The organism is Marinimicrobium koreense, from assembly GCF_003762925.1.
In the GTDB taxonomy this organism is placed as follows: Bacteria; Pseudomonadota; Gammaproteobacteria; order Pseudomonadales; family Cellvibrionaceae; genus Marinimicrobium; species Marinimicrobium koreense.
Genome location: NZ_RJUK01000001.1, coordinates 494,324 through 519,317 on the forward strand (window position 1 = coordinate 494,324; position 24,994 = coordinate 519,317).

Here is a 24,994-nt window from a genome sequence, read left to right on the forward strand (position 1 = left end):
CTTACGGCCTTTGGCCTAAGCCGACCTACTCGCAGCTCAGGAAGACCGTTCCGTAGGTCGGCTTAGGCCAAAGGCCGTAAGCCGACAACCACCTTGGACGCGCGTAAGCCGACAACTCCCTTCCATTTACGCCTGATGCCAAAACGGCTGCCCAATGGTCGGCGTGCTGGGGCTGGCCGTCTGCCGGCGGGTCATCAGTCCGGCTTTGAAGGCTTTTCGGCCGGCATCAATCGTGTCGGCAAACGCCTCGGCCATCAAAGGCGGGTTATGTGCTTTCGCCACCGCAGTGTTTAACAGCACACCATCAAACCCCATCTCCATCGCTTCGGCGGCCTGAGAGGGTGCGCCCAAACCGGCATCAATGATCAGCGGTGTATCCGGCAAGCGCTCGCGCAGCGTTCTCAGGTTGTAGCGATTGAGCAGCCCCTGACCGGTCCCGATGGGAGAACCCCAGGGCATCAACACCTCGCAGCCCACATCGAGCAGGCGCTGGCCTAAAATCAGATCGTCGGTGCAATAGGGCAGCACCTTGAAGCCTTTCTGAATCAATTGCCCGGCGGCATCGACGAGTCCAAAGGGGTCCGGCTGCAGATTGTAATCATCGCCGATGACTTCCAGCTTGACCCAATCGGTGTTGAATATTTCCCGGCTCATTTCCGCCAGGGTCACGGCTTCCTTGACCGTTTTACAGCCGGCGGTGTTGGGCAGTAATCGACAGCCGCTGCGCTGAATCATTTGCCAGAACGCATCGCCGCTGCCCTCGGTCGGGTTCTGCCGACGCAGCCCCAGAGTGACCACCTCGCAGCGCCCGGACTGAATGGCGTCCAGCATGCATTGTGGTGAAGGGTAGAGTGCGGTCCCCAGCAGAAACCGGCTGTCGAACGATTCGCCGTATAAAACCAATTGATCCTGAGACATGATCAGCCTCCTCCCACGGGCCGAACCACATCGACCTGATCGCTGTTTTGCAGAACCACCTGCGGGTACTGTGCCCGGGGTACAAATTCACTGTTGATGGCAACTGCCACTGGCTGGTCAGCATAATGCCACCGCTGCAAAGCGTCGCTCAGGGGCGTGTCGGCGGGCAGCTCAACCCGCTCGTTGTTCAGACTGACTATTATCATTGAGAGCGTTCCGGGAGAGATTCAATAAATGGGGTGCGAATTCGGTGTCGGCGCCTTCGTCGATCATCGCCATCACCTGATCGACCACCGCCGGTGCCAGCAGATAGCCGTGCCGGAACAGGCCGTTCACCCGTAGCAGGCGATCTTCTCGGGTGATCCCAGGGTTATTGTCCGGCAATGCGGGACGCAGATTGACGGACTGCTCGACGATTCGCGCTTCGGAAAAGGCCGGCGCCAGGGTATACAGCGCGCTGCTCAATTCCAGTGACGATTGCAACGACATGGGCGAGCGATCTTCACTTTCTATCTGCGTGGCGCCAATCACAAAGTGATGGTCGGGTTTGGGGACGACGTAGAGCTGGTAGCGCGGGTGCATCAACCGAACCGGCCGGTTCAGTGTCAGGTCCCGGGTCTGCACCTGTAATATTTCACCGCGCACACCGCGCAATTCCGGGAAGCCGGACTTGGCGCCCATGCCCCGGCAGTCAATCACCTGATCGAAACGGCGTGGGCCCGACGGCGTGTGTATCAGGCCGGACTCCAGCTCCACCTCGCAATCAAAGACGCAGTGACCGCCCAACTCCCGCAGGGCATTCCCGAGCGCGGTGAACAGGGTGCGATTGTCCAGATGCCCTTCGTTTTCCAGGAGAAGCCCATGCTGGAACTGGTCGTTCAGATCTGGCTCCAACGAGTGAAGCGCTGGGCGGGTCAACCACTGGTAACCCTGGGTGTCGCCGGTGACGTGGTACAGGTCCCGGTAAAACTGGGTCAGTTCTGACTGATCCTGGGGATGGGCCACCACCAGGCTGCCATTGAATTGCCACAGCGGGCGACGGTGCGCTGGTAACTGTTTGACCCACTGCGGCCACTGACGCAGGGCGTAGCGGCCCATATCGTAGATAAACCGGTCGGAGACGACCGCTTCGCTAAGCGGCGCGACCATCCCCGCCGCGGTCCAGGCGGCGGCCTGGGTGCCGTGTTCCGGGCCGCGATCAAACAGCATGACGCGGTGCCCTTTGCGGAGCAGCTGCCAGGCGATCAGCCGCCCGAGCAGGCCCGCACCGGCAATACCGATGGAAAGTTTTGCATGACTCATAAGACCTCAAACACAAAGGTATAGCGTGTGAGATCAGGAGTTTGAAGCAGGGGAAGGGGGCCAGACAGGGCCAGGCTCGCTTGTTTCCTCCGCAGGCATCAACCTGATCAGGTTCAACGGGTTTCGGTGTGACCGATCTCAGCCCCTTACGCAGGGCACCCCGACAAGTTCGTATTTATAGTAACCAGAGCGAAAGCCAGAATCAACGGTTACGGCGGATGCGTAGAGCGTGGTTACGGCGGATGCGCTTCGCTTATCCGCCCTACGCAAACCACGGGGGCCGCGTAGGGCGGATAAGCCGAAGGCGCATCCGCCGTAAAACAAACCGCTACTCCTCCACCCGACTGAGAATCTCCCCGGCCGCCACCCGCGTTCGGATCCGCTCCCCGGGCTTCACCTGCGCCGCATCCCGAATCACCTCACCGGCGTCGTTGTGCACGATGGCATAACCGCGCTCCAGCGTGTTCAGCGGACTCACCCCGTGCAACAATCGCCCGGCTTCGCTCAGTCGCTGGCGCTGCTGCTTCAAGGTCTGTTGCATCTGTCGGTTCAGCCGCTGGCGAAGCTGCTCGATGCGGGTTTGCCATTGGCGAAGTTGTGGCTCCGGCCGCTGCGCTTTCTGGCGGGCCGCGAGATTGTCCAGGCGCTGGCGTGCCTGCCCCAATCGCTGCTGCATGACGCGACGCAAACGCAGCTCCAGGCTGTCCAGACGCTGGCTTTGTTGCTGCAAACGCTCCCCGGGATGACGCAGGCGCTTGCTGAGATGTTGCAGATGTTGTTGCTCGGCCTGAAGGCGGCGACGCGTCAGTTGGGTCAGGCGCTGCTCGTAGCTGCGAAACCGGACTAACCATTCGCTGGCGTCGGGCACCACCAACTCCGCAGCAGCGGAGGGGGTCGGCGCGCGCAGGTCGGCGACAAAATCGGCGATGGTGACATCCACTTCGTGACCCACGGCGCTGATCACCGGTAGGTCGCTGGCGGCAATGGCCCTGGCCACCACTTCCTCGTTAAACGGCCACAGGTCCTCCAGAGAGCCACCACCCCGGCCCAGAATCAGTACATCAAACAGCCCCGATCGGTTAGCCAACGACAGGGCCTCAACAATCGCGGGAGCGGCCTCTTTGCCCTGCACGGGTACCGGCACCAGGGTGACCGGAATGCTCGGGAAGCGGCGCTGCAGCACGGTGAGAATATCCCGTACCGCCGCGCCACTGGCCGAGGTGATCACGCCAATATGACGGGGCAGGGCGGGAATGGGCCGCTTGCGGGCCGGGTCGAACAGGCCCTCCTGCGCGAGCTTGTGTTTGAGTGCCTCAAAGGCCCGCTGCAGGGCGCCGGCGCCGGCCTCCTCCATGTGCTCGGCAATCAGCTGATAATCGCCGCGGTTCTCATACAGGCTGACCCGGGCCCGTAACAGTACCTGCTGGCCCTGCTGTGGATTGAAGCGCACCTGCTGGTTGCGGCCGCGAAACATGGCACAGCGCACCTGGGCCTGATCGTCCTTCAGAGTGAAGTACCAGTGGCCGGAGGAGGGGCGGGCAAAGTTGGATATCTCCCCCTCGACCCAGATCAGGGGCAGGTGGGTTTCCAGCAACTGCTTGGCGCGCCGGTTGAGTTGGCTGACAGAGAAAATCGGCCGTTCGGAGGTGGTTGTGGGGTCATTTTCAAACATGCTGGCATTATACCCAAACCGGACAGGGCTTATGTCGAAAATGACTGGCAAAACAATGACTTTTAACCGGTGATGGCAGTTTACCCACAGCCGCGTGGGCGGTATAATTGACGGTTTACTTATCTCAGGATAAAGGTTGGCTGTATGTTGCGTATTGCTGAAGAAGCCCTCACGTTCGACGACGTTTTGCTCCTGCCGGGCTATTCAGACGTCACGCCCAAAGACGTCTCACTGAAAACCCGGCTGACCCGCGGCATTCAACTGAATATTCCGCTGATTTCCTCCGCCATGGATACCGTCACCGAAGCGCGCCTGGCCATTGCCATGGCCCAGGAAGGTGGCATCGGTATCATCCATAAAAGCATGAGTATCGAAAAGCAGGCTCAGGAAGTCCGCCTGGTCAAGAAGTTCGAGGCCGGCGTGGTCAAAGATCCGATCACCATCGACTCTAACGCCACCATCAGTGACCTGCTGGCCCTGACCCGGCAGAACAACTTCTCCGGCTTGCCGGTGCTGGACAACGGTGACCTGGTGGGTATCGTCACCGGTCGCGACGTGCGGTTTGAAACCAACCTGGAGGCCAAGGTCTCCAGCATCATGACGCCGAAAGAAAAGCTGGTGACCGTCAAAGAAGGTGCCAGCAACGACGAAGTGCGCAGCCTGTTGCACAAGCACCGTATCGAAAAAGTCCTGGTGGTCAATGACAACTTCGAGCTGAAGGGCCTGATTACCGTCAAGGACATCAACAAAGCCGAAAAATACCCCAACGCCTGTAAAGACCCGGAAGGTCGCCTGCGCGTGGGCGCCAGCGTCGGCACCAGCCCGGACACCCCTGACCGGGTCGCCGCTCTGGTTCAGGCCGGTGTGGACGTGATCGTGGTGGACACTGCCCACGGCCACTCCAAAAACGTGATCGAGGGCGTCCGTCGCATCAAGAAAGATTACCCGGAGCTGCAGGTCATCGGCGGCAACATCGCCACCGGCGACGCCGCCAAAGCCCTGGTTGAAGCCGGCGCCGACGCGGTCAAAGTGGGCATCGGCCCCGGCTCCATCTGCACCACCCGCATCGTCAGTGGCGTGGGCGTACCGCAGATCAGCGCCATTGCCAATGTCGTGGACGGCCTGAAAGGCATTGACATCCCCATCATCGCCGACGGTGGCGTACGCTTCTCCGGCGACCTGGCCAAAGCCATCGTCGCCGGTGCCCACACCGTCATGATGGGCTCCATGTTCGCCGGCACCGAAGAAGCCCCGGGCGAAGTGGAACTGTTCCAGGGCCGCACCTACAAAGCCTACCGCGGCATGGGCTCCATGGGCGCCATGTCCCAGACTCAGGGCTCCAGCGACCGCTACTTCCAGGACGCCAGCCAGGGTGCTGAAAAACTCGTTCCGGAAGGCATCGAAGGCCGCGTACCCTACAAAGGCCCGCTCAACGCCATCGTCCATCAACTGATGGGAGGCCTGCGCGCCGCCATGGGCTACACCGGCAGCCACAACATCGACGAAATGCGCACCCAACCGCAATTCGTCCGCGTCACCTCTGCCGGCATGGGTGAAAGCCACGTCCATGACGTACAGATCACCAAAGAAGCCCCGAACTATCCGGTAGGGCGTTAACACAGCTTATTTTGGTCCAGGTTCTTACTGGTGTCGCCAGTGAATCTTGCGCAACATCAAGGGCCGATGCGGGGTATGGCCTTTAAAGACTCTCGGACGCCTACATGGATGTAGGTGATAGAGCGACGCAAGGAAGCCAAAGCCGAGGCAGGGAGCCGACGAGAAGCCCCCAGGGATGGGTTCACGGCGGGTCTTTAAAGGCCATACCCCGTAGCGGCCCGGCTACGAAGCCCCATAGCTAGCTACGACGCTCAAACGAGCTCGCACCAACCAACATCAAGAGCCCCCATGACTCAAGACATCCACGCCCAAAGAATTCTCATCCTCGACTTCGGCTCCCAATACACCCAGCTCATCGCCCGAAGAGTGCGCGAAATCGGCGTCTTCTCCGAAATCCGCGCCTTCGACATGAGCGACGACGAAATCCGGGACTACAACCCCAACGGCATCATCCTCGCCGGTGGCCCCGAATCCGTCCACGCCGAAGGCAGCCCGAGAGCACCCCAGGCCGTCTTCGAGCTCGGCGTGCCCGTGCTCGGCATCTGCTACGGTATGCAGACCATGGCCGAACAACTGGGCGGCTCCGTACAGGGCTCCAAAGTCCAGGAATTTGGCTACGCCCAAGTCAAGGTTCACGGCCAGACCCAACTGCTGCACGACATCAAAGACCACCTCGACCACAACGGCGACTCCCTGCTCGACGTCTGGATGAGCCACGGCGACAAAGTCATCAAACTGCCGCCGGACTTCGACATCATGGCCTCTACCCCGAGCTGCCCCATCGCCGGCATGGCCAACGAAACCAAAAAATTCTACGGCGTCCAGTTTCACCCGGAAGTCACCCACACCCTTCAGGGTAAGCGCATCCTCGAACACTTCGTGTTCGAACTCTGCGGCTGCGAAGCCCTTTGGACTCCGGCCAAAATCGTCGACGACGCCATCGAAAAAGTGCGCGAACAAGTGGGCAAGGACAAAGTCCTGCTCGGCCTGTCCGGGGGCGTGGACTCCTCAGTGGTGGCGGCCCTGTTACACAAAGCCATCGGCGACCAGCTCACCTGCGTGTTCGTCGACAACGGCCTGCTGCGCAAAGACGAAGGCGACCAGGTCATGGAAATGTTCGCCCGTAACATGGGCGTGAAGGTGATCCGTGTCGATGCCGAAGACCAGTTTCTTGGCAAGCTTCACGGCGTGGATGACCCCGAAGCCAAGCGCAAGATCATCGGCAACACCTTCATCGATGTGTTCGATGATGAAGCCACCAAACTCAAAGACGTCAATTGGCTGGCCCAGGGCACCATCTATCCGGATGTGATTGAATCCGCCGCCGCCAAAACCGGCAAGGCTCACGTGATCAAATCCCACCACAATGTGGGCGGCCTGCCGGAAACCATGAAAATGCAGCTGGTGGAACCGCTGCGTGAGCTGTTCAAAGACGAAGTGCGAAAAATCGGTCTGGAGCTCGGCCTGCCTTACGATATGGTCTACCGCCATCCCTTCCCGGGGCCGGGCCTGGGCGTGCGCATTCTGGGTGAAGTGAAAAAAGAGTACGCCGATATTCTGCGCGAAGCCGATGCCATTTTTATTGAAGAGCTGCACAACGCCGACTGGTACCACAAAACCAGCCAGGCCTTTGCGGTGTTCCTGCCGGTCAAATCGGTCGGTGTCGTTGGGGATGCTCGTCGCTACGAGTGGGTCATTGCCCTGCGCGCGGTGGAAACCATCGACTTCATGACCGCACGCTGGGCGCATCTGCCGTACGAATTGCTGGAGAAAGTCTCCAACCGTATCATCAATGAGATTTCCGGTGTGTCACGGGTGACCTACGATGTATCCAGTAAGCCACCCGCGACCATCGAATGGGAGTAGGCCGTCTTTTGACGGCCGTGCATGAATAACAGATAAACGAACCCGGTATTCACCAATGGGCAGAGCCTACCAGAACCGCAAAGAATCCATGTCCAAAACCTCGGACATGAAATCCAAAATTTACAGCCGTTACAGCCGTGAGATTTACATGTGCGCCAAGTCCGGTGGCATCGAGCCGACCGGCAACCTGGCGTTGGCGTCTCTGCTGGAGCGGGCAAAGAAAGAGCAGGTGCCCGCTCATGTGATCGATAAAGCGATCGCCAAGGCCGAAGGCGGCGGCGGAGAAGACTTTGCGGTAGCGCGCTATGAAGGGTTTGGGCCCGGCAACACCATGATCATTGTCGACTGCCTGACCGACAATCCCAACCGGACCTACGGCGATGTGCGCACCTGCTTCAACAAGGTGAAAGCCAAACTGGGTGCCTCGGGCGCGGTCAGTCACTTGTTCGACCACAGCGCGATTTTCCGTTTCTCCGGGCCGGACGAAGACGCGGTGCTGGAGGCTCTGGCGGACGCCGATGTCGATGTCACCGATATCGAGGCCGAGGAGGGCATCATCACGGTATTTGCCCCGCAGACCGAATACGCCAAAACGCGCAACGCCCTGAAGGAGGCCTTCGAAGGGATCGAGTTTGAGGTTGAGGATGTGCAGTTCATCCCTCAGATAACCACCGAGATCGCGGGCGAGGACGTCGAGCAGTTCGAGAAAATGGTCGAACTGTTGAACTTTCTGGACGATGTTCAGCGCGTTTTCCATAATGCGGAGTATTGAGGCGCGGTAACCGCGCTCTCAATCAGCAAGAGGAGAAAGGCGTCACATTCCTCCCTGGCTCCCTGTGCTACGCTTTCCGGATTGACCGGCACAGACAGGGGGCCCTATGCCGTACATCCACCATCAGCTCAACGGTGCCAGTGTCGGCTACTATGAGCTCAGCAACGAAACCCTGACCATCGGGCGCAGCGCCGATAATCACCTGGTTGTGGATGATGCCACGGTCAGTGGGCACCACGCCGTCATCGAGGCGACCGCTCAGGGTTTCCGCATCCGGGACCTGAACAGCACCAACGGCGTCTGGGTGAACGTTCAGCGGGTGCCCGAGGCGCCCTTGAGAGTTGAAGACAGCATTCGGGTCGGAACCCATGAGCTGCAGTACGCCGAGCAGATTTCCGACGAGCTGCAGCGCACCCTGAAAATCAAAAAAAGCTGGATTCCCGGCATTTACTACACCGCTGAGAAATAAGCCGTCTTCATGAGCGCTACCTTCACGGAACGATTGGCCGACGGACTGAGCCTGCGCGTGCTGGTATTGTTGCTAGGCGGCTGGCTGATCCTGCTTCCCCAATCCCTCCAATCGCCCTCCTGGCTTGATGCGATGCTCTTTGATGCCTCCTTGGCATTGACCCCCGAGCGGGTTCGTTACACTCATCCGGCCTCCCCATCGTCGACTGGCGGATGGTATTCGATCTGGCCCCAGGTTACCGACCGCTGGGCAGAGCAGGGCCTGTCCAGGCATTCCGGGGCGCTTCTCAATGGCGGCTACCGGACGCCCTGGTGGTTTTATCCGGCCTTCTCCGGTCTGATTCTGGCTCTGGCGGTTTATCTACTCTGGTTGACCCCGGTCATGGGCAGAGTGGCCGCGCTATTGATGACCGGGCTGCTGACCATCGGCCTGGTTGCGGGGCAGATTGGTGCCCAGATCAGTCAGGGTTTGTATCTGCCGCTCGGGCTTGCGGTTCAGTACCTGTGGGTCGGACTGTTGCTGATCGGTGCGTATTGGCACCAGCGTCGCTGGTATCGCCAGGCGCAGTATCTGCGTCGTCAGTTGGGGATTGAGCGCTTTGATAACGGTCACTGGAAAGAAGCGCTGACCGCGCTGAAAGCCTGCCCCACCTCGGAGTCTATTCTGGATCTGCTCTACGACCAGGCCAGAGAGCACGAACGCCGGCAGCGCCGCCAGGAGGCGCTGGCCTGTTACCGGGAGATCGCGCGGCGCAAGCCCATGTACCGTGACGTAGCGCAACGACTCAAGGCGCTGGAGGCTCGGCAGGGGGGCACAGGCACCGCGAACCTGGCAAAGACCCAGGTGCTGGAGGAGTTCGCCGTACCCCAGCAACTGGGGCGCTACCAGATCGAGCGGGAGTTGGGGCGTGGCGCAATGGGCATCGTCTATCTCGGGCGAGATCCCCATATTGCCCGGGAGGTGGCCATCAAAACACTGAATGTTGCGCCCTTCGATGCCGATGAGCGCGAGAGCCTGAAAAAGCGGTTTTTCCGGGAAGCGGAAGCGGCGGGGCGGTTGCGGCACCCGAACATTGTGACGGTATACGACGTGGGGCAGGAGCATGCGTTGGCCTTTATCGCCATGGATTACGTCCGTGGCGAGCCGCTCAGCGAACGCACCGCCCAATCCCGGCAGCTTCCGCTCGCCAAGGTCTATGAGCTGATGGCTACTGTTGCGGAGGCGCTGGCCTATGCCCACGAGCAGCAGGTGGTTCACCGGGATATCAAGCCGGGGAATATTCTCTATGACCCGGATGAAAACCGGGTGGTGGTGACCGATTTCGGAATCGCCCGGGTGGCCAACAGCGCCCGGACCCAGACTGGCGAGATTATGGGGAGCCCTCTCTATATGTCCCCGGAGCAGCTCAAGGGGGCGCGGGTAGGGCCAGCGAGCGATATTTTCAGTCTGGGCGTGACTCTGTACCAACTGCTGACCGGGGCGCTGCCATTTCGTGGCGATACGATTGCAGAGCTGAGCTATCAGATCGTGCAGAGCCGGCACCGGCCTCTGCGTGAGGTGCGGAAGGATCTGCCGCGCAGTGCCACGCGGATTGTGAACAAAGCGCTACAGAAAGAGCCGGAAAAACGCTATGCAACTGCGGCCGAGATGGCCAAGGCATTACGCTCGGCACTGGAGAAAGAGTTCTGATGTTTGCGGACAGTCCGCTGTGGCATCAAGTCCGGTCTACGACGGGGTATACCGTTTCAAGACACGCCGTACATACGTCCCTGTAGGCTCGGATCGCGGGTCCCCCGCTCTACGGTCTTGAAACGGTATACCCCGACGTAGACCTCAGTGCCATCTTTATCCTATATTCAAAAAGGTACCCTACAATGGCTTGGTTGATTCAACTCGTAGACGATGTCGCGGTTCACAAGTTTGAACTTGTGGGTGGTGAATTGACGCTGGGGCGTCACCCCGAGTGTGACGTGCTGATTGACGATAGCGCGGTCAGCGGTCGTCACGCCCGCATGAGCGTGAAGCCCAATCCGGATTTCCCGCAGTTTCGGGAATACTATCTGGAGGATCTGGGGAGCACCAACGGCACTTTTGTGAACGATCAGCGAGTGGCGCAGCGGTTGCGACTCCACCATAACGACAAGATCCGACTGGCCTGGAATCAGTTCAAGTTCGTGGATAACGACGAGCAGGACCTAGAGCGCACCCGACATATGGTATCGAGCTGATCAATCCACGAAGCACGCTCAGTAGGTCGGATTAGCGAAACGCGCGTAATTCGACTATCGCTACCTCAACACTGAGTATGAATGTGGCACTGAGGCCCGGGCTGGGACCAACCTTTCAGGACCGTAGAGCGGGGGACCCGCGATCCGAGCCCCCAGGGGCCGCTCTCTGGCATCCATGCCATCGCGGCATTCGTGCATCCATGCACATCATGGGTTCACGGCGTGTCTTTAAAGGTCTACCCCATCCCTGCCCGGCCTTATGAATAACCTCTTAGATCTGGATTCTTCTGTTTGAATTGTATTATGATATTCAGAATACCAATGATTTCATAACAATGGCAAGCAGGAGAACACCATGTCGACATCTTTCAAGCGCACTCTGGGCGCCACCCTGATTGGCCTCGCCGGTGCGGCGGGCGTTCAGGCGGACAACCCCATCATTACCGAACGCTTCAGCGCGGACCCGGCCGCCCTGGTCCACGACGGTAAGGTCTACCTGTATGTGGGCCATGACGAGGCCACAGTGGATGGGGATTTCTTTGTCCTCAAGGAGTGGAACATCTACTCCTCAACCGACCTGGAAAACTGGACCCTCGAGGGCGAGGTGCCGCGCACCATTTTCGAGTGGGCCGATGGCGACTCCGCCTGGGCCGCGCAGGCGGTTGAGCGCGACGGTAAGTTCTATTGGTACACCACGGTGCGCATGCCAGTGCCCGAAGAAGGCGATTGGCAGGGCGGCTATACCCTGGGGGTAGCGGTGTCCGACGATCCGGTCACCGGCTGGAAAGATGCCCTGGGCAAACCGCTGATCGACCCCAACGACACTGAGCCGGCGCCTCATATGATCGAACACAGCCACAGCTGGGACGACATCGACCCGAGCGTGTTCATTGATCACGACGGCCAGGCCTATCTGTACTGGGGTAACTCCCACCTCTACTACGCCAAACTCAAAGACAACATGATCGAGTTCGACGGCGAGGTCCACAAAGTCGAGTTCGACATGCCCGGCACCTTCACCGAAGCGCCCTGGGTGCACGAGAAAGATGGCAAATACTACCTGACCTACGCCATGAACTACCCCGAAGAGCTGGCCTACGCCATGAGCGACAGCCCGGAAGGCCCCTGGGAATACAAAGGCCTGCTGATGGACGTGCTCGAAGACAGCGGCACCAGCCACCAGGCGATTCTGGAGTACGAGGGTGAAGACTACTTCATCTACCACACCTCCGCACTGCCCACCGGCGGCAACTTCCGCCGCTCCGTCTCCATGGAATTCCTGGAGTACAACGCCGATGGCACCATCAAGAAACTGACACCCACCGCCTCCGGCATCACGCACGCCGCTCAGGCGCTGCAGAGTCATGCAAATACCGATGAATACGTGCGCTACGGCGACGGCGAAGAAGCCACCCTGGCCGAACTCAATGCCGACGACCATTGGCAGTACAAATGGCATGTCGAACCCCTGGTAGAGCAGGGCGGCAACACCGTCTCCTTTCAGCCGGAAACCCGTATGGGCTACTACCTGGTGGCGCAAGACGGCGATGTCGCCATTGTTGAGCACGACGGTACCGACGAATTCGCTCGTGCGGCGACCTTTGAGCGGGTGAGCGGTCTGGCGGGAGAGGGTGCGTCCTTCCGTTCGCTGGAGAATCGTGAACATTACCTGATGGTGAATGGCGGTGTGTTGACCTTGGGGCAGCCGGGCTCGGCGTCTGAGCGTAAAGTGGCGACGTTTGACGTTATTCCCACCGAATAAATTTGTCGTGATTAAGGTGGCGTAGGGCGGATAAGGCGAAAGCCGCATCCGCCGTAAATACCCGTGATGCCTCCACAATAACTTCCTGTAGTCACCTCAACGCCTGGGTAACGGCGGATGCGCGCTTCGCGCTTATCCGCCCTACGCGAACATGCTGCCTTGGATGATTGTGGCACTTAGGTCCGGAGTGGGGTGAACCTATCCAAGACCGTGGACCGGGGGGCCCGCGATGCGAGCCCCCATGGGCCGCTCTTTGGCATCCATGCCATCGCGGCATTCGTGCATCCATGCACATCATGGGTTTACGGCGTGTCTTGGATAGGTTCACCCCACTCCGGACCGCCCCTCCAAAAACCACCCAACATCAAGAAGTCATTTTCAGAATGTACTTCCATTCCTTCGCCGTGACCGGCTGAATCGACAGGCGGCCCTGCTTTAACAGCACCATCTCACCCAACGGCTCCTGCTGCTTGATCGCCTTCAACGGCACCACCTCATCAAACGCCGAATCAAACTGAATATCCACACAAAACCAGCGCGGAGTCTCCCTCGTCGCCTTCGGATCAAAATAATCACTCGCCGAATCAAACTGCGCCGGGTCCGGATAGGCCGCCTTCACCACCTTGGCCGTGCCCGCCACACCCGGCACCTTGCACTGACTGTGATAAATCAACACACCGTCACCGACCACCACCTCATCGCGCAGAAAATTGCGCGCCTGATAATTGCGAATCCCGTTCCAGCGGCCCACACCGTCCCGCTCCTTGCGCAAATCCTCGATACCGTACTCATCCGGTTCCGACTTAAACAACCAGTAATTTGCCATGCCGCTTACTACCTCTCTATAATGGCGGGTTTACGCCGTTCCGGCCTGCCGCGCCGGAGTCAAAACGCACGTGGCCTTTGGTAGGGGTCACCACTGACATCAAGGATACACCATGCCTGTCATTACACTGCCCGACGGTTCCAAACGCGAATTTTCCCAGCCGGTCACTTTGATGCAAGTGGCTGAAGATATCGGCCCCGGCCTGGCCAAGGCCACCGTGTGCGGCCGTATCAACGGCAAGCTGGTTGACGCCTGCGAGCTGATCGAGGACGACGCCGAGATTACCCTGATCACCGGCCGCGACCCGGAAGGGCTCGAAGTCATTCGGCACTCCTTCGCCCACCTGGTGGGTCACGCCGTCAAACAACTGATCCCGGAGGCCAAAATGGCCATCGGTCCGGTGATTGAAGACGGCTTCTATTACGACATCGACGCGCCGCACCCCATTACCACCGAGGAGATGGAGGCCATCGAGAAGCGCGTTCAGGAGCTGATCAAGAAAGATTACGACGTCATCAAAGAGATGACACCGATCGAGCGGGCCCGTGAAGTGTTCGCCGACCGGGGAGAAGATTTCAAAGTCGAGCTGGTCGATGACCTGATCGCCGCCGGTGAAAAGGCGGTCGGTCTGTATCACCACGAAGAATACGTCGACATGTGCCGCGGCCCTCACGTGCCTAACACCCGCGTGATGCGCTACTTCAAGCTGATGCGGGTGTCCGGTGCCTACTGGCGGGGCGACTCCAGCAACAAGCAGCTGCAGCGCATCTACGGTACCGCCTGGAACGACAAAAAGGCGCTCAAGGCCTATATCCAGCGCCTGGAAGAGGCGGAAAAGCGCGACCACCGCAAGCTGGCCAAAAAGCACAACCTGTTCCACACCCAGGAAGAGGCGCCGGGTATGGTGTTCTGGCACCCCAAGGGCTGGACCATCTACAAGACCCTGGAAAACTACATGCGCGACATGCAGCATCGCCATGACTACCAGGAAATCCGCACCCCGCAGGTGGTGGATATGACCCTGTGGCAGAAATCCGGCCACGCGGACAAGTTTGGGGATGGCATGTTCACCCTCAAGTCCGAAGATCGGGATTTTGCCGTCAAGCCCATGAACTGCCCCTGCCACGTGCAGGTGTTCAATCAGGGCCTGAAGAGCTACCGGGATCTGCCCCTGCGCCTGGCGGAGTTCGGCTCCTGTCACCGCAATGAGCCCTCCGGCTCCCTGCACGGCATCATGCGGGTGCGCGGCTTTACCCAGGATGACGCCCACATTTTCTGCACCGAGAACCAGATTCAGCCGGAAGTGGCGGATTTTATCGACTTCCTGCACGAGGTTTATCGGGATTTCGGCTTTGACGAGATCATCTACCGCCTGTCCACCCGCCCGGAAGAGCGGGTTGGCAGTGACGAGAGCTGGGACAAGGCCGAGCGGGCTCTGGCCGAGGCCCTGAACGCCAAGGGGTTGGATTGGGAAGAGTTGCCGGGGGAGGGCGCCTTCTATGGGCCCAAGATCGAATTCTCCCTGAAAGATTGCATTGGCCGGGTCTGGCAGCTGGGTACCATTCAGGTGGATTTCTCCATGCCGGGCCGTCTGGACGCCCAATATGTGGCCGAAGATGGTTCCCGTCAGGTGCCGGTCATGCTCCACCGGGCCATTTTGGGGTCTTTTGAGCGTTTTATCGGGATTCTGATCGAACATTACGAGGGAATTTTCCCCGCCTGGCTGGCGCCGGAGCAGGCGGTGGTGATGAATATTACCGACAATCAGGCCGAATATGCCCAAAAAGTGGAAAAAACCTTGCGAGATAAAGGGTTTAGGGTCATTTCGGACTTGAGAAACGAGAAGATCGGCTTTAAAATCCGCGAGCACACCCTTCAGCGGATTCCCTATTTGCTCGTGATCGGCGACAAGGAGATGGAATCCGGGGCTCTCGCCGTGCGCACGCGCGGGGGCGAAGACCTGGGGGTAATGAGCGTGGAAGACTTCGCCGAACGCCTGGCGGCCGATGTGGCCCAGCGCGGACGGAGTCAGTCCCAGTAACGGCAGGGCTCAGGCCCGCTCGTTGCAGACGGACGGGCCAGCTCAGATTTTCAACAAACAGGAGATAACAGCTATCAAACGACCAGCGCCTAAAGGCAAGTCCAAAAAAGCTCGGATTAACGATCAAATTGAAGCCAGTGAGGTGCGCCTGATTGGCCCCAATGGCGACCAAATCGGTGTTGTACCCTTGGCCGACGCGCTCGAGGCGGCACAATCCGCGGACCTGGATCTGGTGGAAATATCGCCCGATAGCGACCCCATCGTCTGTAAGGTGATGGATTACGGGAAGCACCTGTTTGAAATCAAGAAGACCAAGGCGGCTGCCAAGAAGAAGCAGAAGCAGCAGCAGATCAAAGAAATGAAATTCCGTCCAGGGACGGAGGAAGGGGACTACGAGGTCAAACTACGCAACCTCGTGCGTTTCCTGGAGAACGGGGACAAGGCCAAGGTAACCTTACGGTTCCGCGGCCGGGAAATGGCTCACCAGGAACTGGGGATGGATGTCATGCATCGCATCGAACAGGACCTGATTGAGCTGGGCACCGTCGAGCAGAAGCCGAAGATGGAAGGCCGGCAGCTCACCATGGTGATCGCCCCGAAAAAGAAGAAGTAGCTGGGCTTTTTAGCTGCCTGAGTTACTGTTTATTTACCTATGAATGCGGAGTTTTTATCCCATGGCAACAAAAGCTAAAGTACACAGTGGCGCCGCCAAGCGCTTCAAGAAGACCGCGGCTGGTTTTAAGCACAAGCACGCTTTCAAAAGCCACATCCTCACCAAAATGACCACCAAGCGCAAGCGTCAGCTGCGTGGCACCAGCATGCTGAATGCAGCTGATGTCCCGGCCGTCAAGCGCATGTTGCGTTCCAACTGATCGGTTGCAACCGGAAATTTTTTGAGGAGTAAATAATGGCTCGAGTAAAACGTGGTGTGGAAGCACGCCGTCGTCACAAGAAAGTTCTTAAGGCTGCAAAAGGTTATTATGGAGCCCGTTCACGGGTATTCCGCGTAGCCAAACAAGCGGTTATCAAGGCCGGTCAGTACGCTTATCGCGACCGTCGCAACAAGAAGCGTAACTTCCGTCAGCTGTGGATCGCGCGTATCAACGCCCAGTCCCGCGCTGAAGGTCTGACTTACAGCAAATTGATCGCCGGCTTGAAGAAAGCCAACATCGTTCTCGACCGTCGCGTACTGGCCGATCTGGCCGTTCACGACAAAGCGGCGTTTGCCGTCGTTGTTGCACAGGCTAAATCAGCTCTGGCTGCTTAATCGTCAACAACGTCTGACACGGTAACGTGTCTGAATGAGCGCGATAAGAGGGGGGACTGGTTTCAGTTCCCCTTTTTTATTGAATAAACCAAAGAATTTGGGTTTTGACTGATGGAAAATCTCAATGCGCTGACCGAAGCGGCGCTCAAGCAGGTACAAGACGCCGATGACCTGGCCAGCCTGGAAAAGGTCCGGGTCGAGTATCTGGGCAAGAAAGGCAGTATCAGTGCCCAGATGAAAAGCCTGGGTAAGCTGTCCGCTGAAGAGCGGCCTGCGGCCGGGGCGAAAATCAACGAAGCCAAGAATCAGGTTCAGGACGCGCTGAACGAGCGCAAGGCGGCGTTGGAAAAAGCGGCCATCGATGCTCAGCTCGCCGCCGAGACCCTGGATGTGACCCTGCCGGGCCGCGCCAACCAGACCGGTGGCCTGCACCCGGTCACTCGCACGCTTGAGCGCATCGAAGCCATTTTTGCCGCGGTGGGTTACACCGTGGAAGAGGGCCCGGAAATCGAAGATGACTATCACAACTTCGAAGCCCTGAATATTCCGTCCCATCACCCCGCGCGGGCGATGCACGACACCTTTTACGTGGACGATACCCACGTGCTGCGCACCCATACTTCACCCGTGCAGGTGCGCACCATGGAAAACCAGAAGCCGCCCATTCGCATCATCTGCCCGGGACGGGTATACCGCTGTGACTCGGATCTGACCCATACCCCCATGTTCCATCAGATTGAAGGCCTGGTGGTGGACAAGGGCATCAGCTTTGCCGACCTGAAAGGCACAGTGGACGAATTCCTGAAGTCGTTTTTCGAGGCCGATGTGCCCGTGCGCTTTCGTCCGTCTTATTTCCCGTTTACCGAGCCCTCGGCAGAAGTGGACATCGGTTGTACCCATTGCGGCGGCAAGGGGTGTCGGGTGTGCAAGCAGTCCGGCTGGATTGAAATCATGGGCTGCGGCATGGTGCACCCCAACGTTCTCAGCGCCTCTGGCGTCGATCCCGAAGTCTACAGTGGCTTCGCCTTTGGGCTCGGGGTGGAGCGCATGGCGATGCTCCGCTACGGCGTGAACGATCTGCGCCTGTTCTTCGAAAACGACCTGCGTTTCCTGAAACAGTTTTAAGAGTCCGATTATGAAAGTAAGTGAATCCTGGTTGCGGGAGTGGGTAAACCCGGCCATCACCACCGATGAACTGGCCGCTCAGATCACCATGGCGGGCCTGGAAGTGGATGCTGTTGACCCGGTTGCGGGCGAATTCACCGGCGTGGTGGTTGGCGAAATCGTCTCGGTCGAACAGCACCCGGACGCGGACAAGTTGCGCGTGTGTAAAGTGGCGGGCGAGGGCGATGAACTCCGGCAGGTGGTGTGCGGTGCGCCCAACGCCCGTGAAGGCATCAAGGTGCCGTTCGCGACCGTCGGCGCCAAGCTCCCCGGCGACTTCAAAATCAAGAAAGCCAAGCTGCGCGGTGTAGAGTCCTTTGGCATGCTCTGCGCCCAGACCGAGCTGGAAGCCGGCGATGATGACGACGGCCTGTGGGAGCTGCCCGTCGATGCGCCCACCGGCACCGACCTGCGCGAGTATCTGGGCCTGAACGACCAGATCATCGAAGTCGATCTGACTCCGAACCGCAGCGACTGCCTGAGCATCAAGGGCATTGCCCGGGAAGTGGGCGTTCTCAATCGTCTGTCGGTCAATGAGCCCGAGATCGTTCCGGTCAAACCGGTCAACGACGAGACCCGGCCGGTGACCCTCAGCGCGCCGGAAGGCTGCAGCCGCTATGTCGGTCGCGTGGTCCGGAACATTGATATCAGTCGCCCCAGCCCCCTGTGGCTGCAGGAGAAGCTGCGCCGCGCCGGTCTGCGCAGCGTCGATGCGGTGGTGGATGTCACCAACTACGTGCTGCTGGAGCTGGGCCAGCCCATGCATGCGTTCGACCTCGCCAAGCTCAGCGGCGGTATCGACGTACGCCTGGCCGAGGCGGGTGAAAAACTTGTCCTGCTGGACGATCAGGAAGTGACCCTGACCGAGGGCACTCTGGTGATCGCCGACCAGGACAAACCCCTGGCCATGGCGGGCATCATGGGCGGTCGCGATAGCGCGGTCGGCCCCGAAACCCGGGACATTTTCCTGGAAAGCGCCTTTTTCAATCCTGTCGCCATCGCCGGTAAAGCCCGCAGCTATGGTCTGCATACCGATTCTTCCCACCGCTTTGAGCGCGGTGTGGACTACCAGCTGCAAGAACAGGCCATGGAACGTGCCACCGAGCTGCTGCTGAGTGTGGTGGGTGGTGAGCCCGGCCCGCTGGTCAAGGCCTGGGATGAGTACCACCTGCCGGGCGATCGCACCGTCAGTCTGCGTCGCGAGCGCGTGACCAGTGGTCTGGGTCTGGAATTGCCGGATGAAGACGTGGAAGCCATCCTGACCGGTCTGGGGCTGACCCTGACCGAACAGACCGACGCCGGCTGGACCTTCGCGGTGCCCAGCTACCGGTTCGATCTGGCCATCGAGGCGGACTTGCTGGAAGAGCTGGCCCGAATTTACGGCTACAACCGCCTGCCGACCCGCAGTCTGGCCGCGGCCATGAGCGTTCCGGCCCGTCCGGAAGGGCGCCTGTCCCTGGAGCGTATTCGCCGGGAACTGGTGGCGCGGGATTATCAGGAGACGATCACCTACAGCTTCATTGAGCCCAAACTGTCCCGGCAGTTTGCGCCGGATATCGAGCCCGTGGCTTTGCGCAACCCCATCAGCGCCGATATGGCGGTCATGCGCCCGACGCTGCTGCCCGGGTTGGTGTCGACCCTTCAGCACAACCTGAACCGCCAGCAGGAGCGTGTGCGCCTGTTTGAGAGCGGGCAGCGGTTTGTCCCCGGTGCAGACGGTAAGCTGCGTCAGGAGCCCATGCTGGCCGGCCTGATCTATGGCAGTCGACAGCCCGAGGGCTGGGCCAACGCCAAAGAGCCCGTGGACTTCTACGACCTCAAAGGTGACCTGGAAGCAGTGCTGGCACTCACTGGTGCCGGTGACGAGTTCCGCATGGCGCCCGGTGCCCACCCGGCCCTGCACCCGGGCCAGTCCGCCGCCATTTACCGGGGCGAGACCCAGGTGGGCGTGATCGGTACCCTGCATCCGCAGCTCCAGCGTGGTCTGGACATCCCTGGAGCGGTATTTGTGTTCGAGCTGGCCCTGTCGGCGCTCAAGTCCGCCCGCAAGCCGGCCTTTGAGCCGCTGTCCCGTTTCCCCAGTGTCCGTCGGGACCTGGCGCTGCTGGTCGATCGGGGCGTGGCGGCCCAAAGCCTGTTCGATTGCGTCAAAAGCCACGCCGGTGAGCAACTGCGAGACTTAAAGGTCTTTGACGTGTATGTGGGCAAAGGTATTGATCCGCATAGAAAAAGTGTGGCTCTGGGCTTGACCTTTCAGGACGCTTCGCGCACTCTTAACGAGGAAGAGATCAACGCCTCGGTCGAGCGGGTAGTGGAACGCTTGAAAGAGGAGTTTTGTGCCACCCTCAGATAGGGATAAGAACTATGTCGGGCGGGGCTCTCACAAAAGCCGATCTAGCCGAAAAACTCTACGACGAGCTTGGCCTCAACAAGCGTGAGGCCAAAGAGCTCGTGGAGCTGTTTTTTGAGGAAATCCGGCGGTCACTGGAAAGCAACGAACAGGTAAAACTGTCCGGATTTGGTAACTTTGACCTGCGAGATAAAAGCCAGCGCCCGGGGCGCAACCCGAAAACCGGGGAAGAAATCCCCATCAGCGCCCGCCGGGTGGTCACCTTCAGACCAGGACAAAAACTCAAGGCCAAAGTAGAAGCCTATGCTGGAACCAAGCCATAACGACGAATTGCCGGTAATTCCGGGCAAGCGCTACTTCACCATTGGTGAGGTCAGCGAGCTTTGCGCCGTGAAACCCCACGTACTGCGCTACTGGGAGCAGGAATTCCCCCAGCTCAAGCCGGTCAAGCGTCGGGGTAACCGCCGGTACTATCAGCGCCAGGATGTGCTCACCATCCGCCAGATTCGGGCCCTGCTGTACGATCAGGGCTTCACCATCGGCGGCGCCCGCCAGCAGATGGAAGGGGAGACGGCCCAGCAGGACGCCAGCCAGTTCAGCCAACTCGTCGGCCAGATGATCGCCGAGCTGGAAGAAGTCCTGGAAGTGCTGAAAACCCGCTAAATCAGGCACTTGCAAAATCACGATTTTGCGGTATCATGCCCATCCCTGTGACGGAGAGCCCCAACGGCACCGCTCACAGCCAGCCAAAATCGGAGCGTAGCGCAGTTTGGTAGCGCACCACACTGGGGGTGTGGGGGTCGCAGGTTCAAATCCTGCCGTTCCGACCAAATACCAATGTTTAAGCCCTTGATTCCCAAAAGGAATCAGGGGCTTTTTCGTTTCTGGTTCCTTTTTGGTCCTAGCTTTGCCTCACCACGCGTAGGGCGGGTAAGCGCAAAGCGCGCACCCGCCGTTACTCTCGGATTTGGCCACATACGAGCCAATCGCCACTACTATGGGTTCGTCACCCATCTAAATCCACTCGGCGAACTTTGCCCAGGGCATGACTGGGGGAGCGTAGCGGAGGGTCTCTGTTACTAGTTCTTGAAAGTCCATGCGCTTTGTCTCACTATGTTTCACATTAACGACCGCATATCTTTGGCAGAACGGTTTCTAATCAACAGTTTGGGCTATTCCATATTATTGGAATAATCCCAAAATGTATTTGTATGTCGTATGGACGATATAGATAGGTTCGACCTATTGTTTAAATTCACAGACCGGAGCAAAAAGTCAGTCCTGGAAGAGACGGGAGTGGACTATGCGAGGTTTGTCCAGGTGCAGCGGCGCAAGGTGGCTTTGAGGGCAGCCGAGTTGACTGCAATCGCATCATGTTTTCCTGAATACAGGCATTGGCTTGTGTTTGGTGAGGAATTACCAGAGGTTGGGCAAATCAGCCCGATGACAAAGGAGGCGAAGGAGCGCTTAGGGACTCAAGGGAAGGTCGGTTAATCGCGGCAAAGGTAGCGGACCGTTGGATGTGGCAGGGAGCATGAGAGGAATTTTTTAGCTGTAAATTCATATAAAAATTGAGGATTACTAATGCCTTTAATTAGAGAAAGAAATATTTCTTCCACGACTGATATATTTTGTGATAACTGCAGAGACGAATATAGCGTACTGCATTACTGGGAAGTAGACGGTGAAGAAATTTGCGACGATTGTTTTGGTGCTAGGTACTCACATATGGAAAAGTGCGGTTCATATGACTGCTTGAATTATGAAGATCCGAAAGATCTGATTAACGGTTTGTGTGAAGACTGCGATGAAGTAGAAGGGCCGATAAATCCAGAGGATCAGGAAGGGTGGGAGCATAATGCGGAAAAATGGAATGACGACTGAGCAAAGGTTTATAGTCAAGCTTTGGTTCTGTTGTTCAGTATTTGGCGGAATAGCCCAGTCATTGTGCTTACTTCTTGTGTAGAAAGCGTTAGGTAGGATAGTACCTTGTTGGAGGCTTCATAAAATTTAGTGATTTCGGCAGAATGTTTTCTAATATCTAGTTTGAAAATTATTTCGTGTTGTAAAAAGGCGTCTGGTTCTCTATGGGCAATAGTATTATGCCTGGTTTCAGAAAAGTTTCTCTGGACAGACTTTCTTGCGCTCCTTAAGTCCTTTAATGATTTTGCTAAGCCTGACTTCAGGTTGTCAGAGAGGGACGAAACATCATAGATAAATTTCATTTTTCGGCCTGTTACTTTGCTCATGTCCCATTCATATATAGTTAATAACAATGTTCTTAAGGCAATATTTCTTTTTGTTTCATTTGGATGGCAAAATGCGTCTGCCTTTAATGCTTGAACGTCTCGTTCCGCCAATAAAAAGTAAAGTGCAATATTGAAGAACTCTTTGGTTGCTGGGAACAGTTTAGAGTCCACTTTTTTATGCGCGGACACTACGCTATCAATAGCTTCGTTTATTGTTTTTTCTCGGATATAAAATTCTTTGTTTAGCTTTCTGTGAAGTCGCCACAAAAATAGGGTGTGAATCCTCCGGCTAAATTTTTTATGGAGCTTCATTCTAAACCATCTTTCTTGAGTTGCTCGATCTTTTTCAAGAAATCGAGTGCTTATCATATTTTTTCCCTTGTAGAAAATGGTTTCAGGTAAGTTGTAGTTGTTTAGCCTAAGAAGCTATGCGGTGAACGATGTCGCCGTAACCCCAAATAACTGTTCCTAATGTGGCCATGGATAAGGCATAAATGGTATATCTATTGGCTACTTTTCCAAAGTAGTCTTTGATGTCTCCCATCGTTAATATTGGGTTGTTTTCTGGTGAAAGCTTATAGTTGATAATAAATGCTTGGTGCTCTGCTAGGAGTGAGAATACTACAGTTATTGATCCACTTCTTTGGAACCAGATGTCAGCAACTTCTTCAGGCGGAGGTGGTAAGAAAAACGAAAGTGTTGGGGCTAATATCGATATGGAGATGAAAAGTATGAAAAGCCTTTTGTTGGTTCTGTATGTGGGTTTTATGAGCTGATCGAACATTTTTCCTGAAATCCTTTGTTTGTTTCGGTACGACTAACTTTCTTGAATCATTCAGTGCGCTTAATTGTAAGATTGACATGCAGTTAGGTTAGTCTCGAGTTAGATGCCACGTTGGTTCTACAGTGATTCCATTTTTAAAGGTTCTTACACTTGTAATGATTAGGTCGTTATAGATTTTAGATGTGTTCAGAATGTTGTATATATTGACATCATGAGCGTCATTATAAGGGTTTAACCAAGAGGTTAAAGTACATTTACTCAGAGGTAAAAATGCAGGGAGAGATTTGTCATGATACTCTGAAAACCGTGGGTGTGGCGGTCTGGTGATTACAGCCATAGAGCGGACTATCTGGCCATTTGGGGCTTCCCAGTCCTTATAGACGGCACCCAGTGCCAATCCTTCCTTACTCCGCATCAGGTGGCGTTTACCGTCTTTTGATTCACCGATCTCAGTGCCGAGTATGATGCCTCGCCGGTGGTTGATGGCGTCTCGCCAGAGTGGGGCGTCCAGGTTGCGGGCGTTGAAGCTGGTGATATCGGGGTTCGGGACGAGTTTGTCGCCTTCTCGCTTGAGGGCGTACCACCACATGGCTTCGGATATAACGTATTTGTCGCCCTCCTGGGTGATGAGGGCAGGGTGCATTCGGCGTTGATAGGACTGATAGTAGGGCAGGGGGAGGAGTATCCCGAGTTCTTCCATCAGGTCAATGACGCCGGGGGCTTCATGGAGGTTGCCGATATAACCGCACATAAGGGATTTTCCAGTTTCTATAGTGAAACAGTGTAGCGCAATCAGGGTGCGTAGGGTGCCTGACGGGTTTTGACGTGATACTATTTGGCCGTCACATCAACTTCATTGGAACTGTAGGAAGCGATATGGATATAGTTAGCTTTTTCTCGCCCTTTTTTGATTTTCTTTGGTGGGTTATTCTGTTGTGTACCGCCGTAGTAATAATAATTACTCTTGCCACGCCAAAGAAAGGCCGAAAATCCCCAAAATCCCCATTCAAGTATGATCCCAAGGCTCCCTGGCCGTTTACCAAGGCCAGGCTACTGACAGACGCTGAGAAAGAGGCGTTTGACAGGCTCCGGGATGCGTTGCCACAGCATTATATTTTTGCCCAGGTGCAGCTATCCCAGATGATGGACGTAAAGCCGGGACACGACTTTAGGCAGTGGTTTAACCGTATCAGCCGCATGAGTGCCGATTTTGTGGTGGTGAGCAGTGACCTGGACACCGTGGCAGCCATCGAGATCGACGATACGACACACCGGGACCCCAAGCGGATGGAGGCGGACTCGAAGAAGGCGAAGGCGCTGAAAGCGGCTGGAATCAAGCTGGTCCGGTGGGATGCCCGGCGGGTGCCGAAACCTGAGGTAATACGCCAAGAAGTCCTTGGGGTTGTTCAAAAAGCAGTCAATCCCGTTTCACACACAGAGATAGAGAGTGTCGAGGTTGTGCCCTAAATTTGCCCCAAACGTTGTGGTATTCAGTGTAAATTAGTGAATTCTGAAATATTATAACCTATTGATATTAAAGGAATAGTTGCGTTTAGTGGAGCGATGTTGAGGGGCTGAATAGGGCTCAAATCCTGCCGTTCCGACCAAATACCATCGTTTAAGCCTTTGATTTCAAAAGGAATCAGGGATTTTTTCGTTTTAAAGACTATTTTCATCCAGTTGACTAACATTCAGAATTTATACATA

General features: G+C 57.1%; 25 protein-coding genes, 1 tRNA gene and 1 riboswitch. Of the genes, 18 read left to right on the forward strand and 8 right to left on the reverse strand.

Annotated features, from left to right (window positions below):
- Positions 1–126: 126 nt before the first annotated feature.
- The 4 genes from EDC38_RS02140 to xseA all read right to left on the reverse strand — a co-directional run bounded on the left by EDC38_RS02140 (position 127) and on the right by xseA (position 3,892).
- A complete protein-coding gene (locus tag EDC38_RS02140) occupies positions 127–918 on the reverse strand; it encodes a thiazole synthase (protein ID WP_123637131.1) in 792 nt (263 codons plus the stop codon).
- 2 nt (positions 919–920) lie between these two features.
- A complete protein-coding gene (thiS, locus tag EDC38_RS02145) occupies positions 921–1,124 on the reverse strand; it encodes a sulfur carrier protein ThiS (protein ID WP_123637132.1) in 204 nt (67 codons plus the stop codon).
- The gene (thiO, locus tag EDC38_RS02150; RefSeq protein ID WP_024459871.1) at positions 1,090–2,220 is read right to left on the reverse strand and encodes a glycine oxidase ThiO; all 1,131 of its coding nucleotides are present in this window, start codon (positions 2,218–2,220) and stop codon (positions 1,090–1,092) included. The genes thiS and thiO overlap by 35 nt, the downstream gene beginning before the upstream one ends.
- Positions 2,221–2,287: 67 nt before the next feature.
- Positions 2,288–2,393, reverse strand: a riboswitch (TPP riboswitch).
- A 155-nt stretch (positions 2,394–2,548) separates the two neighbouring features.
- Positions 2,549–3,892: an exodeoxyribonuclease VII large subunit gene (xseA, locus tag EDC38_RS02155; protein ID WP_123637133.1), complete on the reverse strand. Its 1,344-nt coding sequence runs from the start codon at positions 3,890–3,892 to the stop codon at positions 2,549–2,551.
- Between the two features lie 144 nt (positions 3,893–4,036).
- Between xseA and guaB the strand changes: the two genes are divergently transcribed.
- The 7 genes from guaB to EDC38_RS02190 all read left to right on the forward strand — a co-directional run bounded on the left by guaB (position 4,037) and on the right by EDC38_RS02190 (position 12,606).
- Positions 4,037–5,509, forward strand: coding sequence for an IMP dehydrogenase (gene guaB / locus EDC38_RS02160; RefSeq protein ID WP_123637134.1), 1,473 nt, complete (start codon positions 4,037–4,039; stop codon positions 5,507–5,509).
- 288 nt (positions 5,510–5,797) lie between these two features.
- A complete protein-coding gene (gene guaA / locus EDC38_RS02165) occupies positions 5,798–7,375 on the forward strand; it encodes a glutamine-hydrolyzing GMP synthase (protein ID WP_123637135.1) in 1,578 nt (525 codons plus the stop codon).
- 55 nt (positions 7,376–7,430) lie between these two features.
- Positions 7,431–8,147 carry a YebC/PmpR family DNA-binding transcriptional regulator gene (locus tag EDC38_RS02170; protein WP_123637136.1) on the forward strand — a complete coding sequence of 239 codons (717 nt, stop codon included), beginning with the start codon at positions 7,431–7,433 and terminating at the stop codon, positions 8,145–8,147.
- A gap of 106 nt (positions 8,148–8,253) precedes the next feature.
- Positions 8,254–8,616, forward strand: a complete 363-nt coding sequence (locus EDC38_RS02175; RefSeq protein WP_123637137.1) for an FHA domain-containing protein — start codon at positions 8,254–8,256, stop codon at positions 8,614–8,616.
- Between the two features lie 9 nt (positions 8,617–8,625).
- A complete protein-coding gene (locus EDC38_RS02180; RefSeq protein ID WP_123637138.1) occupies positions 8,626–10,305 on the forward strand; it encodes a serine/threonine-protein kinase in 1,680 nt (559 codons plus the stop codon).
- Between the two features lie 185 nt (positions 10,306–10,490).
- The gene (locus tag EDC38_RS02185) at positions 10,491–10,844 is read left to right on the forward strand and encodes an FHA domain-containing protein (protein WP_024459878.1); all 354 of its coding nucleotides are present in this window, start codon (positions 10,491–10,493) and stop codon (positions 10,842–10,844) included.
- A 355-nt stretch (positions 10,845–11,199) separates the two neighbouring features.
- Positions 11,200–12,606, forward strand: coding sequence for a family 43 glycosylhydrolase (locus tag EDC38_RS02190; RefSeq protein ID WP_123637139.1), 1,407 nt, complete (start codon positions 11,200–11,202; stop codon positions 12,604–12,606).
- Between the two features lie 364 nt (positions 12,607–12,970).
- Here EDC38_RS02190 and EDC38_RS02195 read toward each other — a convergent pair whose 3' ends face one another.
- Complete coding sequence (locus EDC38_RS02195) at positions 12,971–13,432, reverse strand: EVE domain-containing protein (RefSeq protein WP_123637140.1); 462 nt, start codon at positions 13,430–13,432, stop codon at positions 12,971–12,973.
- A 112-nt stretch (positions 13,433–13,544) separates the two neighbouring features.
- On the opposite strand from EDC38_RS02195, the gene thrS reads away from it, so the two are divergent.
- From thrS to EDC38_RS02245, 10 genes are all read left to right on the forward strand, one after another.
- Positions 13,545–15,473 carry a threonine--tRNA ligase gene (gene thrS / locus EDC38_RS02200; RefSeq protein WP_123637141.1) on the forward strand — a complete coding sequence of 643 codons (1,929 nt, stop codon included), beginning with the start codon at positions 13,545–13,547 and terminating at the stop codon, positions 15,471–15,473.
- A gap of 22 nt (positions 15,474–15,495) precedes the next feature.
- Positions 15,496–16,086 (forward strand): translation initiation factor IF-3, encoded by a 591-nt coding sequence (infC, locus tag EDC38_RS02205; protein ID WP_425462016.1) that lies wholly within the window; start codon positions 15,496–15,498, stop codon positions 16,084–16,086.
- 61 nt (positions 16,087–16,147) lie between these two features.
- Entirely contained in the window at positions 16,148–16,345 is a 198-nt protein-coding gene (gene rpmI / locus EDC38_RS02210) for a 50S ribosomal protein L35 (RefSeq protein WP_024459883.1), read from the forward strand.
- Between the two features lie 35 nt (positions 16,346–16,380).
- The gene (gene rplT, locus EDC38_RS02215; protein ID WP_024459884.1) at positions 16,381–16,740 is read left to right on the forward strand and encodes a 50S ribosomal protein L20; all 360 of its coding nucleotides are present in this window, start codon (positions 16,381–16,383) and stop codon (positions 16,738–16,740) included.
- A gap of 111 nt (positions 16,741–16,851) precedes the next feature.
- Positions 16,852–17,865, forward strand: coding sequence for a phenylalanine--tRNA ligase subunit alpha (gene pheS / locus EDC38_RS02220; RefSeq protein ID WP_123637143.1), 1,014 nt, complete (start codon positions 16,852–16,854; stop codon positions 17,863–17,865).
- A 10-nt stretch (positions 17,866–17,875) separates the two neighbouring features.
- Positions 17,876–20,257 (forward strand): phenylalanine--tRNA ligase subunit beta, encoded by a 2,382-nt coding sequence (gene pheT / locus EDC38_RS02225; protein ID WP_123637144.1) that lies wholly within the window; start codon positions 17,876–17,878, stop codon positions 20,255–20,257.
- A gap of 11 nt (positions 20,258–20,268) precedes the next feature.
- Positions 20,269–20,577, forward strand: coding sequence for an integration host factor subunit alpha (gene ihfA, locus EDC38_RS02230; protein WP_024459887.1), 309 nt, complete (start codon positions 20,269–20,271; stop codon positions 20,575–20,577).
- On the forward strand, positions 20,558–20,917 hold the full coding sequence (locus EDC38_RS02235; RefSeq protein ID WP_024459888.1) for a MerR family transcriptional regulator: 360 nt from the start codon (positions 20,558–20,560) through the stop codon (positions 20,915–20,917). Before ihfA ends, EDC38_RS02235 begins: the two co-directional genes overlap by 20 nt.
- 90 nt (positions 20,918–21,007) lie before the next feature.
- Positions 21,008–21,084, forward strand: a tRNA-Pro gene (locus EDC38_RS02240).
- Positions 21,085–21,838: 754 nt separating this feature from the next.
- Positions 21,839–22,138 carry a hypothetical protein gene (locus EDC38_RS02245; protein ID WP_123637145.1) on the forward strand — a complete coding sequence of 100 codons (300 nt, stop codon included), beginning with the start codon at positions 21,839–21,841 and terminating at the stop codon, positions 22,136–22,138.
- Positions 22,139–22,152: 14 nt separating this feature from the next.
- Here EDC38_RS02245 and EDC38_RS02250 read toward each other — a convergent pair whose 3' ends face one another.
- The 3 genes from EDC38_RS02250 to EDC38_RS02260 form a co-directional block, all read right to left on the reverse strand.
- Positions 22,153–22,872: a hypothetical protein gene (locus EDC38_RS02250; protein WP_123637146.1), complete on the reverse strand. Its 720-nt coding sequence runs from the start codon at positions 22,870–22,872 to the stop codon at positions 22,153–22,155.
- Between the two features lie 49 nt (positions 22,873–22,921).
- A complete protein-coding gene (locus tag EDC38_RS02255) occupies positions 22,922–23,287 on the reverse strand; it encodes a hypothetical protein (protein WP_123637147.1) in 366 nt (121 codons plus the stop codon).
- An 88-nt stretch (positions 23,288–23,375) separates the two neighbouring features.
- Entirely contained in the window at positions 23,376–24,038 is a 663-nt protein-coding gene (locus tag EDC38_RS02260) for an SOS response-associated peptidase family protein (protein ID WP_123637148.1), read from the reverse strand.
- A gap of 125 nt (positions 24,039–24,163) precedes the next feature.
- On the opposite strand from EDC38_RS02260, the gene EDC38_RS02265 reads away from it, so the two are divergent.
- Complete coding sequence (locus EDC38_RS02265) at positions 24,164–24,754, forward strand: DUF2726 domain-containing protein (RefSeq protein WP_123637149.1); 591 nt, start codon at positions 24,164–24,166, stop codon at positions 24,752–24,754.
- Positions 24,755–24,994 lie beyond the last annotated feature (240 nt).

Coding starts and splice junctions, on each gene's coding strand:
- EDC38_RS02245 (WP_123637145.1), top strand. CDS start 21,839: ATGCCTTTAATTAGAGAAAGAAATATTTCTTCCACGACTGATATATTT.
- rplT (WP_024459884.1), top strand. CDS start 16,381: ATGGCTCGAGTAAAACGTGGTGTGGAAGCACGCCGTCGTCACAAGAAA.
- EDC38_RS02195 (WP_123637140.1), bottom strand. CDS start 13,432: ATGGCAAATTACTGGTTGTTTAAGTCGGAACCGGATGAGTACGGTATC.
- EDC38_RS02255 (WP_123637147.1), bottom strand. CDS start 23,287: ATGTTCGATCAGCTCATAAAACCCACATACAGAACCAACAAAAGGCTT.
- EDC38_RS02235 (WP_024459888.1), top strand. CDS start 20,558: ATGCTGGAACCAAGCCATAACGACGAATTGCCGGTAATTCCGGGCAAG.
- EDC38_RS02140 (WP_123637131.1), bottom strand. CDS start 918: ATGTCTCAGGATCAATTGGTTTTATACGGCGAATCGTTCGACAGCCGG.
- thrS (WP_123637141.1), top strand. CDS start 13,545: ATGCCTGTCATTACACTGCCCGACGGTTCCAAACGCGAATTTTCCCAG.
- EDC38_RS02260 (WP_123637148.1), bottom strand. CDS start 24,038: ATGTGCGGTTATATCGGCAACCTCCATGAAGCCCCCGGCGTCATTGAC.
- xseA (WP_123637133.1), bottom strand. CDS start 3,892: ATGTTTGAAAATGACCCCACAACCACCTCCGAACGGCCGATTTTCTCT.
- rpmI (WP_024459883.1), top strand. CDS start 16,148: ATGGCAACAAAAGCTAAAGTACACAGTGGCGCCGCCAAGCGCTTCAAG.
- EDC38_RS02170 (WP_123637136.1), top strand. CDS start 7,431: ATGGGCAGAGCCTACCAGAACCGCAAAGAATCCATGTCCAAAACCTCG.
- EDC38_RS02180 (WP_123637138.1), top strand. CDS start 8,626: ATGAGCGCTACCTTCACGGAACGATTGGCCGACGGACTGAGCCTGCGC.
- EDC38_RS02265 (WP_123637149.1), top strand. CDS start 24,164: ATGGATATAGTTAGCTTTTTCTCGCCCTTTTTTGATTTTCTTTGGTGG.
- EDC38_RS02250 (WP_123637146.1), bottom strand. CDS start 22,872: ATGATAAGCACTCGATTTCTTGAAAAAGATCGAGCAACTCAAGAAAGA.
- EDC38_RS02190 (WP_123637139.1), top strand. CDS start 11,200: ATGTCGACATCTTTCAAGCGCACTCTGGGCGCCACCCTGATTGGCCTC.
- thiO (WP_024459871.1), bottom strand. CDS start 2,220: ATGAGTCATGCAAAACTTTCCATCGGTATTGCCGGTGCGGGCCTGCTC.
- guaA (WP_123637135.1), top strand. CDS start 5,798: ATGACTCAAGACATCCACGCCCAAAGAATTCTCATCCTCGACTTCGGC.
- guaB (WP_123637134.1), top strand. CDS start 4,037: ATGTTGCGTATTGCTGAAGAAGCCCTCACGTTCGACGACGTTTTGCTC.
- pheS (WP_123637143.1), top strand. CDS start 16,852: ATGGAAAATCTCAATGCGCTGACCGAAGCGGCGCTCAAGCAGGTACAA.
- thiS (WP_123637132.1), bottom strand. CDS start 1,124: ATGATAATAGTCAGTCTGAACAACGAGCGGGTTGAGCTGCCCGCCGAC.
- pheT (WP_123637144.1), top strand. CDS start 17,876: ATGAAAGTAAGTGAATCCTGGTTGCGGGAGTGGGTAAACCCGGCCATC.
- EDC38_RS02185 (WP_024459878.1), top strand. CDS start 10,491: ATGGCTTGGTTGATTCAACTCGTAGACGATGTCGCGGTTCACAAGTTT.
- ihfA (WP_024459887.1), top strand. CDS start 20,269: ATGTCGGGCGGGGCTCTCACAAAAGCCGATCTAGCCGAAAAACTCTAC.
- EDC38_RS02175 (WP_123637137.1), top strand. CDS start 8,254: ATGCCGTACATCCACCATCAGCTCAACGGTGCCAGTGTCGGCTACTAT.